Origin of the sequence: Pseudomonas fragi, from assembly GCF_025426255.1 — a bacterium.
GTDB lineage: Bacteria > Pseudomonadota > Gammaproteobacteria > Pseudomonadales > Pseudomonadaceae > Aquipseudomonas > Aquipseudomonas kulmbachensis.
The window spans coordinates 2,314,577-2,329,333 of the sequence record NZ_CP104861.1 but is presented as its reverse complement, the minus strand read 5'-3'; the positions used below and the strand labels follow the sequence as shown (position 1 = coordinate 2,329,333).

Annotated in this window: 13 protein-coding genes; 10 read left to right on the top strand and 3 right to left on the bottom strand. The window is 60.2% G+C overall.

The genetic code is table 11. From position 1 onward, the window contains the following. Positions 1-74 precede the first annotated feature (74 nt). Positions 75-1,511, bottom strand: a complete 1,437-nt coding sequence (locus N7D90_RS10690; RefSeq protein WP_261742125.1) for a coniferyl aldehyde dehydrogenase — start codon at positions 1,509-1,511, stop codon at positions 75-77. Positions 1,512-1,684: 173 nt separating this feature from the next. On the opposite strand from N7D90_RS10690, the gene N7D90_RS10685 reads away from it, so the two are divergent. From N7D90_RS10685 to N7D90_RS10660, 6 genes are all read left to right on the top strand, one after another. After that, the gene (locus tag N7D90_RS10685) at positions 1,685-2,665 is read left to right on the top strand and encodes a flavin reductase (protein WP_261742124.1); all 981 of its coding nucleotides are present in this window, start codon (positions 1,685-1,687) and stop codon (positions 2,663-2,665) included. Positions 2,666-2,695: 30 nt separating this feature from the next. Continuing rightward, entirely contained in the window at positions 2,696-3,469 is a 774-nt protein-coding gene (locus tag N7D90_RS10680; protein ID WP_261742123.1) for a glucose 1-dehydrogenase, read from the top strand. Between the two features lie 135 nt (positions 3,470-3,604). Then, entirely contained in the window at positions 3,605-4,396 is a 792-nt protein-coding gene (locus N7D90_RS10675) for a fumarylacetoacetate hydrolase family protein (protein ID WP_261742122.1), read from the top strand. Between the two features lie 21 nt (positions 4,397-4,417). Next, positions 4,418-5,347 (top strand): acetaldehyde dehydrogenase (acetylating), encoded by a 930-nt coding sequence (locus N7D90_RS10670; protein WP_261742121.1) that lies wholly within the window; start codon positions 4,418-4,420, stop codon positions 5,345-5,347. 10 nt (positions 5,348-5,357) lie between these two features. Beyond that, the gene (gene dmpG / locus N7D90_RS10665; protein ID WP_261742120.1) at positions 5,358-6,380 is read left to right on the top strand and encodes a 4-hydroxy-2-oxovalerate aldolase; all 1,023 of its coding nucleotides are present in this window, start codon (positions 5,358-5,360) and stop codon (positions 6,378-6,380) included. A gap of 71 nt (positions 6,381-6,451) precedes the next feature. Then, positions 6,452-7,765, top strand: coding sequence for a spinster family MFS transporter (locus tag N7D90_RS10660; protein ID WP_261742119.1), 1,314 nt, complete (start codon positions 6,452-6,454; stop codon positions 7,763-7,765). Here N7D90_RS10660 and N7D90_RS10655 read toward each other — a convergent pair. Then, entirely contained in the window at positions 7,738-8,823 is a 1,086-nt protein-coding gene (locus N7D90_RS10655; RefSeq protein ID WP_261742118.1) for an NAD(P)H-dependent flavin oxidoreductase, read from the bottom strand. The two genes, N7D90_RS10660 and N7D90_RS10655, sit on opposite strands and share 28 nt — an antisense overlap. Before the next feature lie 259 nt (positions 8,824-9,082). Next, positions 9,083-10,642, bottom strand: coding sequence for a murein L,D-transpeptidase (locus N7D90_RS10650; RefSeq protein WP_261742421.1), 1,560 nt, complete (start codon positions 10,640-10,642; stop codon positions 9,083-9,085). A gap of 144 nt (positions 10,643-10,786) precedes the next feature. Between N7D90_RS10650 and N7D90_RS10645 the strand changes: the two genes are divergently transcribed. The 4 genes from N7D90_RS10645 to N7D90_RS10630 all read left to right on the top strand — a co-directional run bounded on the left by N7D90_RS10645 (position 10,787) and on the right by N7D90_RS10630 (position 14,689). Then, positions 10,787-11,506 carry a murein L,D-transpeptidase catalytic domain family protein gene (locus N7D90_RS10645; RefSeq protein ID WP_261742117.1) on the top strand — a complete coding sequence of 240 codons (720 nt, stop codon included), beginning with the start codon at positions 10,787-10,789 and terminating at the stop codon, positions 11,504-11,506. Positions 11,507-11,559: 53 nt separating this feature from the next. After that, entirely contained in the window at positions 11,560-12,417 is an 858-nt protein-coding gene (locus N7D90_RS10640) for a GNAT family N-acetyltransferase (RefSeq protein WP_261742116.1), read from the top strand. Between the two features lie 199 nt (positions 12,418-12,616). Then, positions 12,617-13,387 (top strand): FadR/GntR family transcriptional regulator, encoded by a 771-nt coding sequence (locus N7D90_RS10635; protein WP_261742115.1) that lies wholly within the window; start codon positions 12,617-12,619, stop codon positions 13,385-13,387. Between the two features lie 99 nt (positions 13,388-13,486). Further along, positions 13,487-14,689, top strand: coding sequence for an ABC transporter substrate-binding protein (locus tag N7D90_RS10630; RefSeq protein WP_261742114.1), 1,203 nt, complete (start codon positions 13,487-13,489; stop codon positions 14,687-14,689). Positions 14,690-14,757: the final 68 nt, after the last annotated feature.

Here is a 14,757-nt window from a genome sequence, read left to right as displayed (position 1 = left end):
CGAGCCTGCTCGCGAAGGTTACGACGCAATAGAAGTCTTCGCGAGCAGGCTCGCTCCCACAGGGCAGCCGTTTTTCAGTCGGCCGTTACCATCGATTGCATGGTCGGCAAAAAATGCTCGCCATAGGGCGGCAGTAGGCCCCATTCGCGGCGCGGATCATGGGGTGGGGCTTTGTAAACACTGCGCATGTGGCTGAACTCAAGAAACCCTTCGCGGCCATGGTAGTGCCCCATGCCAGAGGCGCCTATCCCGCCAAACGGTGCATCGTGCAAAGCTGCGTGCATCATCACATCGTTGATGCTCACACCACCGGAAATGGTGTTTTGCAGCACATGACGCTGCTCCTCTTCACTTTGGCCAAAATAGTACAGCGCCAGCGGACGCTCCCTGGAGTGGATGTCGTCCAGCGCTGACTGAAGTTGCTCATAGGGCAGCACCACCAGCGCCGGGCCGAAAATTTCTTCGCGCATGACCTGGCTGTCGCAGGGCGGGTTGATCACCACTTGTAATGGCCGCCGACGTGAACCGGCATCGGCCTCAAGCGCCTGCGGATAGCTTTCGACCCGGGCACCACGCGCGCGGGCGTCTTGCACATAACCTTCTATACGCTGCAAATGCCTGGCGTTGACCACCGCCACCACATCCGGGTTGTCTTGCGTGGTGGGCAATAGCTCACTGTAGGCCGCACCCAGCAGGTCGATAAAATCTTCCATCTGCTCTCGCGGCACGTACACCAGGTCCGGGTTGATACAGATTTGCCCGCCGTTATTGGCCTTGGCCACCGCAATGCTGAAGGCTGCCTTGCTCATGTCAGCGCTGCGGGAAATGATCACCGGGGACTTTCCCCCAAGCTCAAGGGTCAACGGCACCAGATTCTCTGCGGCATTGCGCATCACCGAGCGTGCTACCGCGGTACTGCCAGTGAACACCAGATGATCAAAAGGCTGCGCAGTAAACACCTGCGCCAGTTCGGCATCACCGGTCACCAGAGCAATTTCCAGCGGGTCGAACCACTCGGCAAAAGCCTGGGCCAACACCTGAGCGGTACGTGGCACCACTTCCGAGGGTTTGAGAATGGCCCGGTTGCCCGCCGCCAATACGCACGCCAGAGGGCTGAGCAAGGTAAACAGCGGTGCATTCCAGGTGCCAAGAATGCCGATGGTGCCTTTGGGTTGATGCATCACCCAGGCTTTGGCGCCCATTTGGTCATAGGGTGAAAACACTTGGCGTGGCTCGTCTTCAACCCAGTGCTCAAGATGATCGCGCGCATATTTGAGCGATGCCAGCGAGCCCAGTACATCATTCATCAACGAAAAACCCTGGGGTCGGCCGCCAAAATCTGCATCCATAGCCTCGATCAGCGGCTGCTGGTAGCTCACCAGCAGTTCTATCACGCGCTGGATCCGCGCCCGGCGCAGCTCTGCGCTGACGGGCCCGGCCGCGACAAAGGCCTGTTTCTGCGCCGCCAACAGGCTGGGCAGCTGTTCTGGAGCAGTGCTGCTGAACGTCATGGATGAGTCCTCTGATACACCGGTTCGATGAGCCGACGCTAGCGAACTGCGCCCCGGAATGCCTCGTCCAATCGGACGATAATCGGCTGGATTCGTTAGTCCATTAAGACGATGTAGCACCCTGCGCCGAGGGGAATACTGCCAGCACGAAAATCCAATCCATGAGGTTCGTCATGGCAATGCAAAGCAGTTTCGATCCGCAGGCATTCCGTACCGCGCTGGGCACCTTCACCACCGGGGTGACGATCATCACCACCCAGGCTGAAGACGGCTCTCCCATCGGCATTACCGCCAACAGTTTCAATTCGGTGTCGCTCAACCCGCCGCTGGTGCTGTGGAGTCTGGCCAAGTCCGCTCGCAGCCTGCCGGTATTCAGTTCCGGCAAGCACTGGAACGTGCATGTGCTGTCGACCGAGCAGGAGCCTCTGTCTGGGCGCTTTGCGATGCAGGGCGAGAACAAGTTCGCCGAGATTGAACTCGACAACGGGATCAGCGAAGCGCCGCTGCTACAAGACTGTACCGCCCGCTTCCAGTGCCGCACCGCCTTTCAATATGAAGGCGGCGATCATGTGATTTTTGTTGGCGAAGTGCTCGCCTTCGATCACAGCGACCGTGCCCCGCTGGCCTTTCAGAGCGGCCAATACGCACTGGCGACCCGCAAACCACGCAGCGAGTTGCGCTTGGCAACCACCCCGCCACCGCCGGAGTGCAGCTACACCGAGGACTTGCTCGGGTATTTGTTGGGTCGCGCTCATTACCAGTTGCTCGATGCCCTGCATCGCCTGCTGAGCAACCAGAAACTGGACGAGCATGCATTTTTTATCCTCTCGGTGCTGTGCATCCGCGACAACCTGACCCTCAACGAAATCAACACCTTCGTCAGCTACACCGGGCATGTAGTCAGCGTGGCGAGCATGCGTTTTCTCGAGAAGCAGAACCTGGTCGCCCTCGAAGGCAGCCAGCAAGATCCGTGCTATGTACTGACCGCCACCGGCCGCGAAGCTTCGCTGCAACAATTGGCGCTGGCCAAGGCGGTGGAAGAGAACGTGTCGGCCAAACTCGGCCCCGGGGATGCCCAGGCCCTCAAGGTGCTGCTCAAGCGCTTGATTGCCGCCAGTGATCCCGGTTTGCCTGATCTGTGGGCGCCCCGCTAAGTCTTTAGCCAAAAAGGAACAGGACCCTTTATGAACATTATTCAGCGCTTCAACCTGACCGGCAGCGTGGCCGTGATCACCGGCGGCGGACGCGGCATTGGCCGTGGAATCGCCTTGGCCTACGCCGAAGCAGGCGCCGATGTGGTACTGGCAGCCCGCACCCTGAGCGACGTTGAAGGCGTGGCCGAAGAAGTACGTGCCCTTGGCCGCCGGGCCCTGGCCCTGACCTGCGATGTGAATGACAGCGAGCAGCGCAGCGCGCTGGTTACCCAAGCCCGTGAGCAGATGGGGCGCATCACCCATCTGGTGAATAACGCTGGCGGCGCCGGCCCCAATGATCCGCTGACACTGAGTGTTGAACGCTTTGAAGAAATCATGCGCTTCAACGTGTCTTCGGCCTATCACCTGAGCCAGCTGTGTGTGCCGCATATGCGCGAGGCAGGTAACGGCAACATTATCAATATCACCTCGGGTGCGGCGCGTTATGCGCAAACCCAATTCAGCGCCTACGGCACCGCCAAGGCTGCGCTGAGCCATATGACCCGCTTGCTGGCCCAGGATTTCGCACCACTGGTACGGGTCAATGCGATTGCCCCTGGCCCGGTCCTGACCGACGCCCTGAACCGCGTCCTGCCGGTGGCCATGCGCGAAGGCATGATCAAGGCCACCCCGCTGCAAAGTCTGGGCGAAGTTGAAGATATCGCCGCCGCTGCGCTGTACCTGGCCACCCCGGCTTCGCGCTGGGTCACCGGCAAGATCCTGGAAGTGGACGGCGGCGCTGAATCGAGCGTTTGGCCGGGCTAATCCAGCACACATAACAACTGTGGGAGCGGGCTTGCTCGCGATCGCATCAATGCGGTTTATCAGATAGACCGCGTCGCCTGCATAGCGAGCAAGCCCGCTCCCACAAAGGGATTGGGTTTTAGAGAGAGCGTATTAATGGACACACAGTTGATTGAAGCCCTGGGCGATGAGTTGTTTCACGCCTTGCGCGAGCGCCGCAGCCTTGCGCCCCTGACCCAGCGCTACCCGGACTTGACCCTGGAAACCGCCTACCGGATTTCACTGCGCTTTTTGCAGCGCCGCCAAGCCCTGGGCGAACAGGTAATCGGCAAAAAGATCGGCGTCACCAGCCGTGCCGTGCAAGAGATGCTCGATGTGCATCAACCCGACTTCGGCTTTTTGACCGATCGCATGCAAGTGGCTGACAACAGCGATGTGAGCTTTGCCGCCAACCATCTGGTTCAACCACGAGCCGAAGGCGAAATCGCTTTTATTCTTGGCGAAGATTTGCACGGTCCCGGCATTACTGCCGAGGACGTGATGGCCGCCAGTCAATGGGTGGTGCCGTGTTTCGAGATTGTCGACTCGCGCATCGCCGACTGGAAAATCCGCATCCAGGACACTGTGGCCGACAACGCTTCGTGTGGCGTGTTTGCCCTCGGCGAGCAGCGCATCAACCCCCGTGAGCTGGACCTGGCCAAGGTCGAACTGCACCTGCTGAAAAACGGCCAGCCCGCCGGTAACGGTTTTGGCTCTGCAGTCCAGGGCCACCCCTGCGAGGCCGTAGCCTGGCTGGCCAACACCCTGGGCAAGTTCGACATCCCGTTTCGCAAGGGTGAAATCATCCTTTCCGGTGCTCTGGCGCCGCTGGTGCCGGTGCAACCCGGCGATGAGGTCAGCCTGACCCTCAGCGGCCTGGGCTCGGCCCGACTGCGCTTTGTGTCCTAAACCCCGTTCGAGACCTTTCCCATGACCAAAAAGATCAAATGCGCCCTGATCGGGCCGGGCAATATCGGCACCGACCTGCTCTACAAGTTGCTGCGCAGCGACGTGCTGGAGCCGGTCTGGATGGTAGGCATCGATGCCACATCCGAAGGCCTGAGCCGTGCCCGCGAAATGGGCTTGAAAACCACCAGTGACGGGGTCGACGGTCTGCTGCCGCACGTGCTGGCGGACAATATCCAGATCGCCTTCGATGCTACATCGGCTTATGTCCATGCCGAGAACAGCCGCAAACTCAACGAGCTGGGCGTGCTGATGATCGACCTCACCCCCGCTGCCATTGGCCCGTACTGCGTACCACCGGTCAATCTCAAGGCCAACCTCAAGCGCGGCGCGATGAACGTCAATATGGTCACCTGCGGCGGCCAGGCGACCATTCCGCTGGTAGCTGCAGTAAGCAGCGTACAACCCGTGGCTTACGCCGAGATCGTGGCCACAGCAGCGTCCAAGTCAGTCGGCCCGGGCACACGTAAAAATATCGACGAATTTACCCGCACCACCGCCAGCGCCATCGAGCAGGTAGGCGGCGCGAAAAAAGGCAAGGCGATCATTATCGTCAATCCGGCCGAACCACCGCTGATCATGCGCGACACCGTGCATTGCCTGACTGAAACCGAGCCGGATCAGGCCGCGATCAGCCTGGCCATTGCCAACATGATCGAGCAAGTACAGCAGTACGTTCCAGGCTACAAGCTGGTGAACGGGCCGGTGTTCGACGGCAATCGAGTGTCGATCTTTATGGAGGTCGAAGGCCTGGGCGACTACCTGCCCAAGTACGCCGGCAACCTCGACATCATGACCGCCGCCGCTGCGCGCACTGCCGAGATGTTCGCCGAGGAAATCCTCAAGGGCGAGCTGCAACTCAAGGCATCTAACCCTCAACCTGCCCTCGCTTAAGGAGCCGACCATGGATCTTCGCGGCAAAAAAATCACCGTGCATGACATGTGCCTGCGCGACGGCATGCACCCCAAGCGTCACCAGATCAGCCTGCAACAGATGAAAGACATCGCCTGTGGCCTGGACGCTGCTGGTGTGCCATTGATTGAAGTCACCCACGGCGATGGCCTGGGCGGCAGCTCGGTGAACTACGGCTTCCCGGCGCATACCGATGAGCAGTATCTGTCGGCGGTAATCCCGATGATGAAGCAGGCCAAGGTCTCGGCCCTGCTGTTGCCCGGGATCGGCACCGTGGATCACCTGCAAATGGCTTATGAGCTGGGGGTCAACACGGTCCGAGTCGCCACCCATTGCACCGAGGCCGATGTTTCGGAGCAGCACATTTCCTATGCACGCAAGCTGGGTATGGACACCGTGGGCTTTCTGATGATGGCCCATATGAACAGCCCTGAAGGGCTGGTCACGCAGGGCAAGCTGATGGAGAGCTTCGGCGCCAACTGCGTTTACCTCACCGACTCGGCCGGTTACATGCTGCCCCACGACATCAAGGCCCGCGTAGCAGCCTTGCGTGAAGCGCTGCACCCGGACACCGAAATCGGCTTTCACGGCCATCACAACCTGTCGATGGGCGTGTCCAACTCCATCGCCGCCATCGAAGCCGGGGCGACGCGGATTGACGCCGCTGCTGCCGGGCTGGGCGCCGGTGCGGGCAACACACCGATGGAAATTCTGGTGGCGGTGTGTGACCGCATGGGCATTGAAACCGGAGTCAGTGTGTTCGGCATTCAAGATGTCGCCGAAGACCTGGTGGTGCCGATCATGGACTTCCCGATCCGCAGCGATCGCGATGCCCTGACCATGGGTTACGCCGGGGTATATGGCTCGTTCCTGCTGTTCGCCAAACGCGCCGAGAAAAAATACGGTGTACCGGCCCGCGAAATCCTGGTGGAGATGGGTCGTCGCGGCATGGTTGGCGGTCAGGAAGACATGATCGAAGACACCGCCATGACCCTGGCCCGTCAGCGGGCCTGAGGCTTTGCTCCTTGCCAAAGGCGCTGACCGGGTCAGCGCCTTTGGTGTTTTTATCTGACAGGAAATCAACCATGCCCAATGCTCAGGTCGGCTGGCGCAGCCATGCTTTGCTGTTGTTGCTGGCGGCCATGTTTGCCGACAACTTTGTCGGTCGCCAGATTTTGGCGGTGATGATTGAGCCGATCAAAGCAGAATTCGGGGTCAGCGACACAGCGATGGGGCTGATTTCCGGTCTGGCCTTTGCTGGGGTCTACGCCCTGCTCGCCTTGCCTGCTGGGCGCCTGGCCGATCGTATGTCGCGCACCCGTTTGCTGGCGATGGCCTGCCTGTTATGGGCCGTCGCAACCATGGTTTGCGGTCTGGCGGTGAGCTTCTGGATGCTTGCCTTGGCACGTATGGCGGTTGCGGTCAGCGAGTCGCCGACCACCTCGGCGTCAATGTCGATCATTGCCGATTTATACCCGCCCCATCGGCGCTCGTTTGCCATCAGTTGTTTCACTGCGGCACCGACCTTCTCCGCGGTTATCGGCCTCAGCCTCGGCGCGTGGGTCGTCGAGCACTATGGCTGGCGCACGGCATTTATCGTGATCGGCATGCCCGCATTGTTGTTTTCCACGCTGCTGGCCTTTGTCGTAAAAGACCCGACCCGGGGCCGCTGGGATCTGGCCAGCGCCCATGCTGCCCACCCGCTGCAAAGCATGGGCAGCGAGGCGCGCAAACTCTGGGCCCTGCCCGCCTACCGCTGCCTGGTCATGGCGGGTGGCCTGACTACGCTGGGCTCCTATGCTATCGGCATGTGGAACACCAGCTTCCTGGTGCGCTCCCACGGTTTGTCGCTACAACATGCGGGGCTGCTGGCCGGTTTTATCTGTGGCGGGTTTGCCGGGATCGGCGCGTTGTTCAGCGGCTGGTTAAGCGACCACCTGACCCCGCGCAATCCGCACTGGCAAGTCGGGATCCCGGTGATTGGCCATGTAGCGGCACTCAGTGCGCTGTTCGCCTACCTGCTGTGGCCCAACACGGTGTGGACGCAATTGGGCAGCGTGCCCATCCCCAGCTCAATGCTGTGGTGTGCGTTCTACAGTTTTTTTGCGGTGTGGTGGGTGGCGCCGTCTTACAACCTGGTCACGCAACTGGTCCCGGCCAACCGCCGAGGTACGGCGATGGCCTTGCAGACCATTATCTCGACACTCCTGGGGGTCGGGGTCGGGCCATTGCTGGCCGGTCTGTTCAGTGATGCCCTGCAACCAGCCTTCGGCGTTGAGTCGCTGCGCTATGCGTTACTGCTGGTAAGCCTGCCGGTGGCGGGTGCGATCGTGCTGCTGATCCGCACCTCCAGCCATGCCGCGCAAATCCACTATTTGCCTGCAGAACGTGCCGCGTAGTCATCGACAAATTTGCGGGTCAACTCATAAGACGACAGCTCGGCCGTGCGACCGGGACTCAGGGCAAAACCCTGGCCTGCCCACAGATTGATAAAGTCCCCAGAGCCTGCGGGCTCTGACTTGGCCTTGAGTGGCAGCAACACACCCCCGGCCAGTGGAAAGGCTGGCGCCTGGGGATTGATCGGGCCCAGTTCGCGCATCACTCGATTGACGATGCCGCGAGCGGGTCGGCCGGTAAACAGGTTGGTCAGCGCCGTGTCGCTGGAACCCGCTTGGCGCAATGCGCGGTGATGAGGTATGGCCAGCTTGGCCTGCGGGCAAAACAGATACGCGGTGCCGATTTGCACAGCACTGGCACCCAGCGCAAACGCGGCGGCAATACCGCGCGCATCGGCAATACCGCCAGCGGCAATCACCGGCACGGATACCGCATCGACAATTTGCGGGACCAGGGCAAAGGTGCCGATTTGCCGGGTCAGCTCATTGCTCAAGAACATCGCCCTGTGCCCTCCAGCCTCGTAGCCTGTGGCAATGATCGCATCGCAACCGTGGCGTTCAAGCCACTGCGCCTCCTCCACCGTGGTGGCGGAACTGAGGATTTTCGCCCCACAGGCCTTGACCCGAGCCACCAGTTGCGGCGCCGGCAGGCCGAAGTGAAAGCTCACCACAGCCGGGCGCAGCTCCTCGACCAGCGCACACGTAGCCTCGTCAAAAGGCGCCCGGCTCGACACTGGTGTCGGTGCGTCGTAGTCGACGCCAAGCTCGGTGTAATAGGGCTTGAACAGCGACTTCCACTGCAACACTGCCGCTTCATCGTACTCAGGGGACTGATGGCAGAAAAAATTCAGATTGAATGGCTGCTCGCTGCCAGCCCGAAAAGCCGCCACCTCGGCGCGAATCGACTCCAGATTCAACGTGGCGCACGCCAGAGAACCCAAACCACCGGCCCTGGCAACGCCAATCATGATCTCGGCGCCAGCACCCAGCATTGGTGCCTGGATGATGGGATGGGCGATACCCAGCAAATCGATAACACGAGTATCGGGCCAGCGGCTCATGGGGGGCTCTCACGGTCAATGATCGAGAGCTGGATACTAGGGGCGGATTTACGGTTGAGGCAAGCTACATAGTGTTCTCCAGAGACTATGGCGCAAATCCTTGTAGCCGCGGCCAAAGGAACGAGGCTGCGTCCGGCGGCGCAACCGTCGTAGAACCTGGCGCCGAGCATTGCCTGACGCACCGCATAAACTGATTTCTCGACGGCTGCGCCGCCTCGCGCTGCTCGACAGCGGCTACAAGGGTTGCATGTGCCCAAGACTATTTTTTAACCGCCAGCGCCGCGATCAACACCGGATCGTGACCATAGATATCCGGTGCATAGGTCACCTTGCCCTCCTTGTCCGCCTGGGCCGTCCAGTAAGTCATCAGGATCGGCATGGGGTTGGACAGCCTGAATTCGTGGGTCAAGCCGGTGGCCAACAGCTCTTCGGTGCGCGCTTTCTCGGCCGGGGTCACCAGCAAGTCACGCAGCTGGAATACCGATTCGACCCGCACACAACCCGAACTGAAGGCCCGTGGGCCCTTGCTGAATAACGCCTGGCTGGGCGTGTCGTGCAGGTACACCGAGAACGGGTTGGGGAAGCGGATGGCGATTCGTCCCAGCGGGTTTCTCGGCCCGGCACCCTGGCGCAGCAGGATATTGCCCGGGCGGTCCCAGTCAACATCCTGAGCCGCCAGCGGCTGGCCGTTGCTGTCCACTATCTGCAAATCCTGGCGACTGAGGAAAGAAGGATCACGGCGGATCTGCGGCAGTTTGTCTTCGCGAAAAATGGTCGGCGGTATGGTCCAGGTGGGGTTGAGGGTCAGGCGGTTGACCCGGGATTTAAGCAGCGGGGTCTGGCGTTCGGCACGTCCAACCTGGGTACGGGTCTGCCACACGGGCACACCGCCCTGGTAAACGGTCAACTGCGCGGCGGGTACGTTGACCAGCAGGCTGGTGGGCTCGAAGTCTTGCGCCATCCAGCGAAAGCGCTCCAAATTGATACGCAACTGTTCACGCCGCGCTGCTGCCGTGACGTTCAGCTCCTTGAGCGTCCCCGCCCCGATCACCCCATCCGGCTGCAACGAGTGATCAAGCTGAAAGCTCTTCACCGCTGCCACCAGTTCATTGTTGTAGGTGTTATCGATAATCGGCGGCTGATGACTCAGGTAACCTTCGCTGACCAGCCGTTTGGCCAACTCGGACACCCGCGAATCCTGCATCCCTGGACGCAGTAACGGACCACTGGCCAGAGATTGCCATTGCTCCAGCGGCTGCTGACGCTGGCGGGCATAAACCCGGCGCAGGTTTTGATACATCTCGCTTTGTGGGCGGGCCCGTTCGAAGGCCCCGGGAATGTCTTGCAGGCCTGGACCGGCAAGGGCCAGGATCGCCGCCTGGCGATCTTGCGGCACTTCGCTGGCATGCCAAACCGGCTCAAATCGTGCTTGCGGCAGGCGACCATAGTGCAAATCCTGCAATGCTTGCAGGTACTGCTGGCTGATCTGGATGTCGGCACACAGATCCCGGGTTGCAGGCAATTTGTAGTGATTGGGGTCCAGACCGTCATCCGCCAGTTGTGCCAATGCCCCTTGCAAGGCGCTCAGGCGTCCGGCATCGGTCCATACCGGCTGGTCGTTTTGACCCTGATAAAAAGCCCGCAACAGACTCTGGGTAGACTCATTGACTGGCGGGGCCAGGCTCGGACAAGTCTGGGGCAGTTGGCTGAGCGCCTGTTGCACCGGGTTGGCGGCATCCGATTGTAGGGGATCGGCTACAGCGACCAGTGGCGCAGTCAGTAAGGCAATGCTCAAGTAAAATGCGCGTTTTTTGAACAACTGCTTTACTCCAATCAATGGCCGTCACCTGAAAGGTCAACTGGTTGAGCAGTCACGGCAAACCCACAGGCTAGCATCTAAAACAGGACCGCCAAGTTATCGGCGCAGGATTGCTGGTCTGACTACATCGAGAAAACGCTCCTTATGCTCATCTTTTTACGTCGCTTCTGTTTGGCAGCCATTGCATTGAGTGCAACCTGTAGCACTGCATACGCGGCCAACCCGGTATTACTCAACAAACTCAGCCATGCTGCTCCCGAACTCAACCCACAGGCGCTGAAAAGCGCTCTAAGCGCCATGCAATGCGCGGTCAACAATGGTGCCAAACAAGCACGGCATCTGGCTGTGATCGATTACTCGCAACCTTCAACCGCGCGCCGTCTCTGGATCTTTGACCTGAACCGCAAGACGTTGGTTCTACGCGACCTGGTGGCCCACGGGAAAAAATCCGGCGAGAACTTCGCCACCAGCTTCTCCAACGCAGAAGGCAGCAACCAGTCCAGCCTGGGGCTGTTCAGTACCCGGGAAAGCTATATAGGTAGCCACGGCTATTCGTTGCGCATGGATGGCCTGGAGCCGGGCATCAACGATCAGGCCCGTGAACGTGCGATCGTGATCCACCCCGCCGATTACGTGAACCCGCTGTGGAGCAAGAGCCAGGGCCGCATCGGTCGTAGCCTTGGCTGCCCGGCGGTACGCCCGCAAGTGGCACGTCAAGTGGTCGATAAACTCAAGGACGGCCAGTTCATGTTCGCCTGGTACCCCGACAAGCGCTGGCTGCAATCCTCGGCTTACCTCAACTGCCAGCCACGGCAGGTGGCGAGTATTGTCTCGGCCCGGCATGAAACCATGCCTGGGGGTTGAAAACGCAGGCGCAATACCGGTAGATAGTGCGCACATGTACAAGGAGATTCACCATGTCCGCTCTGCATCAGACTGCCTGTGTTTATCGCCCCATGACCCGGGCGGATTTGCCCGCGGCCCATGCGCTGTCTTCACAGTTGAACTGGCCCCACAACCTGGAAGACTGGGCCCTGTTGCATCGGACGTTTAAAGGGTTTGTGGCTTGCGCGGATGGGCGTTTGATCGGCACGGCATTCGCTTGCCCCCAAGGCGCGTATGCAACCATTGCCCTGGTGGTGGTCAATCCCGATTATCAGGGCCAGGGTATTGGCCGCCAATTGATGGAGCAGGTGCTCGACGCTTGCCTGCCAGGTGTTGCAATCCTCAACGCCTCGGTTGCCGGAGCGCCGCTCTATCTCAGCCAAGGCTTTGTCGAGTTCGGCACCATTGAGCAGCGCCAAGGCCTGGCGCAAGCGGTGGCACTCGAGCCCCTGGCCGAAGATGAGCAGTGCCGCGCCCTCTGCGCAACAGATCAGGCCCGGCAACTTGCCTTGGCCAATGCAGGCAGTGGACTGGATCGTCACGCCATCTTCGCGCAGTTGCAGGATACGCTCGAACATTCGATCGGCATCGAGCGCGACGGTCAGTTGCAGGCTTTTGCCCTGCTGCGGCGTGCCGGACGCGGTCACTGTATTGGCCCGGTGGTTGCTGAAAACCTCGAACAGGCCAAACACCTGATCGCCAACCTGCTCGCCCGGATTGCCAACCGCTTTGTACGCATCGACGTCCCGGCGGGCAGCGGTCTGAGTGAGTGGCTGACCCTGGCAGGCCTTGAGCCGGTAGACAGTGTGACGCAAATGGCCCTGGGCACACCCCCGCAACCCGCCGACGGCATGCGCCAGTTCGCCCTCGTATCCCAGGCCATTGGCTGATACACCGGGTTGCTCGCGATCACATCACCTGCGTTGCAAGCAACCACCCTTCAAGGTCCAGCAAGTCTACTGCCGCAACTTCTTATCGGTTTACGACCCTTTGCCACTGAAAGCGACACCTCGCCCGGCCAGTTATTGACTGATCGGGCTCAGCGCTATTTATTACTATTAATCCGCATTAATACGATAAATAGAAAATATGCTCAGTCGCCCGCTGCACCGTAAACGTCAGAAGCTCTCCGATGTGATCGTCGAGTCGGTCAAGCGCTCGATTGTCACCGACGCGCTCAAGCCCGGCGACCGTCTGCCCACCGAGCGGGAGCTGATGGAGAGCTTTCAGTGCTCCAAGGGCTCGGCCCGTGAGGCACTCAAGGCGCTGGAAGTTGAAGGGCTGGTCAATACCCGCACCGGCCCCAGCGGCGGTGCCTACCTGAACCAGGCCGGGACCGAACCGGCCAGCCGCGCCCTGCGTAATTACCTGCACTTCCAGCATCTGGACGGTGAGCAGGTCTATCAACTACGCAAGGTGATCGAGGTCGAACTGGCGGTGTCGGTGATTGGCCGCCTGAGTGCCGAGGATTATCAGGCCTTGCAAGCCAACGTGGACTTTTGCAGCGCGCCGGAAGACAGCGAGGCCGGTCAACGCGAGCAACGCCTGGCTGAGCTGGAGTTTCATAACCTGCTGGCACGGGCCTGCCCCAATCCGCTGCTGAGTTTTATGGCGCAGTTTCTCAACGATCTGCTGCGCGATCTGGTGGTGCTGAAAAAAGCCTACAAACCCAAACGCAAACAGTTCGACGCCGCCAACCTCGATTATCACAAACAACTGTTGATTGCCTTAAAGGCCGAGGATGAAGCCTCTGTGCGCAGCCTGATGCATGAACACATGTGTGACGCCGAACACCATATGACCGCCCTTGAAGGCCAGGTCAGCCCGCATTTCCTGCTGGAATTCGATCACAACCACTAGTTAAAAAGCTGTCCCAATAAAAGGCCTGCCCACAGGCCCTGATCCGCCGTTTGCCATTGCTACTCCTGCCAATAACTAATCAAACCAGGGAGTTTCCCCATGCAACGTCGTACTTTGTTGAAAGCGAGCCTGGCTGCGGCCGGCGCCCTGAGCCTGCCGCTGGGCATGCGCCATGCCTTCGCCGCAGAGCCCTTTACCTTTTATGGCCTCAAGTCCATGTCCGGTGCCTTTGCCAGTTATGGCAAGTTCGCCGACATGGGCTCACGCTTGGCTGTCGAGCAGTATCCACAGTTACTGGGCAGGCCCTTGAACTACAAGGTGATCGACACCGAGGGTAATGCAGGCAAGGCGGTGCGCAAGGTACAGGAGGCCATTGCCCAGGACGGTGCACGCTTCTTCCAGGGCTGCACCCTGTCGTCTTCGGCGCTGGCGGTGGCCAAGGAAGTCGACAAGGCTGGTGGCGTTTTCATGACCCCGGTGGGCGCCGATGAAGTGACCGGAAAGGACTGCAACAAAGCGACATTTCGCTGGTCGGTGCCCACCTACGGCGCAGTGCGCGAAACTCTGGTGCCGTTAATCAAACGTCTGCCCGAAGCCAAGCGCTGGTACACCATCACCCCACAGTATGTGTTCGGCGAAGCGCTGCTTGATGGCACCAAACAGGTGCTCAAGGAGCATGGCCTGGAACATGTCGGCAACAGTTATCACTCGCTGCAGGAACAGGAGTTCTCGGGTTATCTGACCAATGCCATTGCTGCCAAACCCGATGTGCTGGTGTTGCTCAACTTCGGCAGCCAGTCGTCCAACACCCTGCGCCAGGCGGTTAACTTCGGAATCAAGGAGCGGATGAAAGTCCTGCTGGTGTGGTCGGCCGGGCTGGATCAGTTTCAGGAACTGGGCAGCGACATACTGGAAGGCGTGTACCTCGGCGCCCAGTACTGGCATCAAGTTGATACCCCGCTCAATCGCGAGCTGGTCAAGATCACCAAGGCCAAGTACGGGATCAACCCCACCTACCCGCTGGCCGCTGATTACATCAGCACCAAAGTCATGCTCGACACCATCGCTGCCACCGGCAGTTTCGATGGCCCCACAGTGGCCAAAGCCATGCAGGGCTTGAGCTACGAAGGCCCGACCGGCCCCGAGTCGATCCGCGCCGGTGACCATCAGGTGATCAAGGATTACTACCTGTTGATCGGCAAGCCAGCTGACCAAATGAGTGACAAGGACGACCTGGCCCAGGTGGTCAGCTCCGGTCAGTCGTTTGCGCCGGTACAAGACACCGGCTGCGTTCTGGGCTGACCCCCGGTCATTTTTCAGCTTTTGCTACTGGCAGCCGGTCACCCGTGATCGCCTGCAGAGGGTATCTG

Excerpts from the sequence above, each read along its gene's own strand:
- N7D90_RS10630 (WP_261742114.1), top strand. The coding sequence starts at position 13,487 with ATGCAACGTCGTACTTTGTTGAAAGCGAGCCTGGCTGCGGCCGGCGCC.
- N7D90_RS10645 (WP_261742117.1), top strand. The coding sequence starts at position 10,787 with ATGCTCATCTTTTTACGTCGCTTCTGTTTGGCAGCCATTGCATTGAGT.
- dmpG (WP_261742120.1), top strand. The coding sequence starts at position 5,358 with ATGGATCTTCGCGGCAAAAAAATCACCGTGCATGACATGTGCCTGCGC.
- N7D90_RS10635 (WP_261742115.1), top strand. The coding sequence starts at position 12,617 with ATGCTCAGTCGCCCGCTGCACCGTAAACGTCAGAAGCTCTCCGATGTG.
- N7D90_RS10680 (WP_261742123.1), top strand. The coding sequence starts at position 2,696 with ATGAACATTATTCAGCGCTTCAACCTGACCGGCAGCGTGGCCGTGATC.
- N7D90_RS10690 (WP_261742125.1), bottom strand. The coding sequence starts at position 1,511 with ATGACGTTCAGCAGCACTGCTCCAGAACAGCTGCCCAGCCTGTTGGCG.
- N7D90_RS10675 (WP_261742122.1), top strand. The coding sequence starts at position 3,605 with ATGGACACACAGTTGATTGAAGCCCTGGGCGATGAGTTGTTTCACGCC.
- N7D90_RS10640 (WP_261742116.1), top strand. The coding sequence starts at position 11,560 with ATGTCCGCTCTGCATCAGACTGCCTGTGTTTATCGCCCCATGACCCGG.
- N7D90_RS10685 (WP_261742124.1), top strand. The coding sequence starts at position 1,685 with ATGGCAATGCAAAGCAGTTTCGATCCGCAGGCATTCCGTACCGCGCTG.
- N7D90_RS10670 (WP_261742121.1), top strand. The coding sequence starts at position 4,418 with ATGACCAAAAAGATCAAATGCGCCCTGATCGGGCCGGGCAATATCGGC.
- N7D90_RS10660 (WP_261742119.1), top strand. The coding sequence starts at position 6,452 with ATGCCCAATGCTCAGGTCGGCTGGCGCAGCCATGCTTTGCTGTTGTTG.
- N7D90_RS10655 (WP_261742118.1), bottom strand. The coding sequence starts at position 8,823 with ATGAGCCGCTGGCCCGATACTCGTGTTATCGATTTGCTGGGTATCGCC.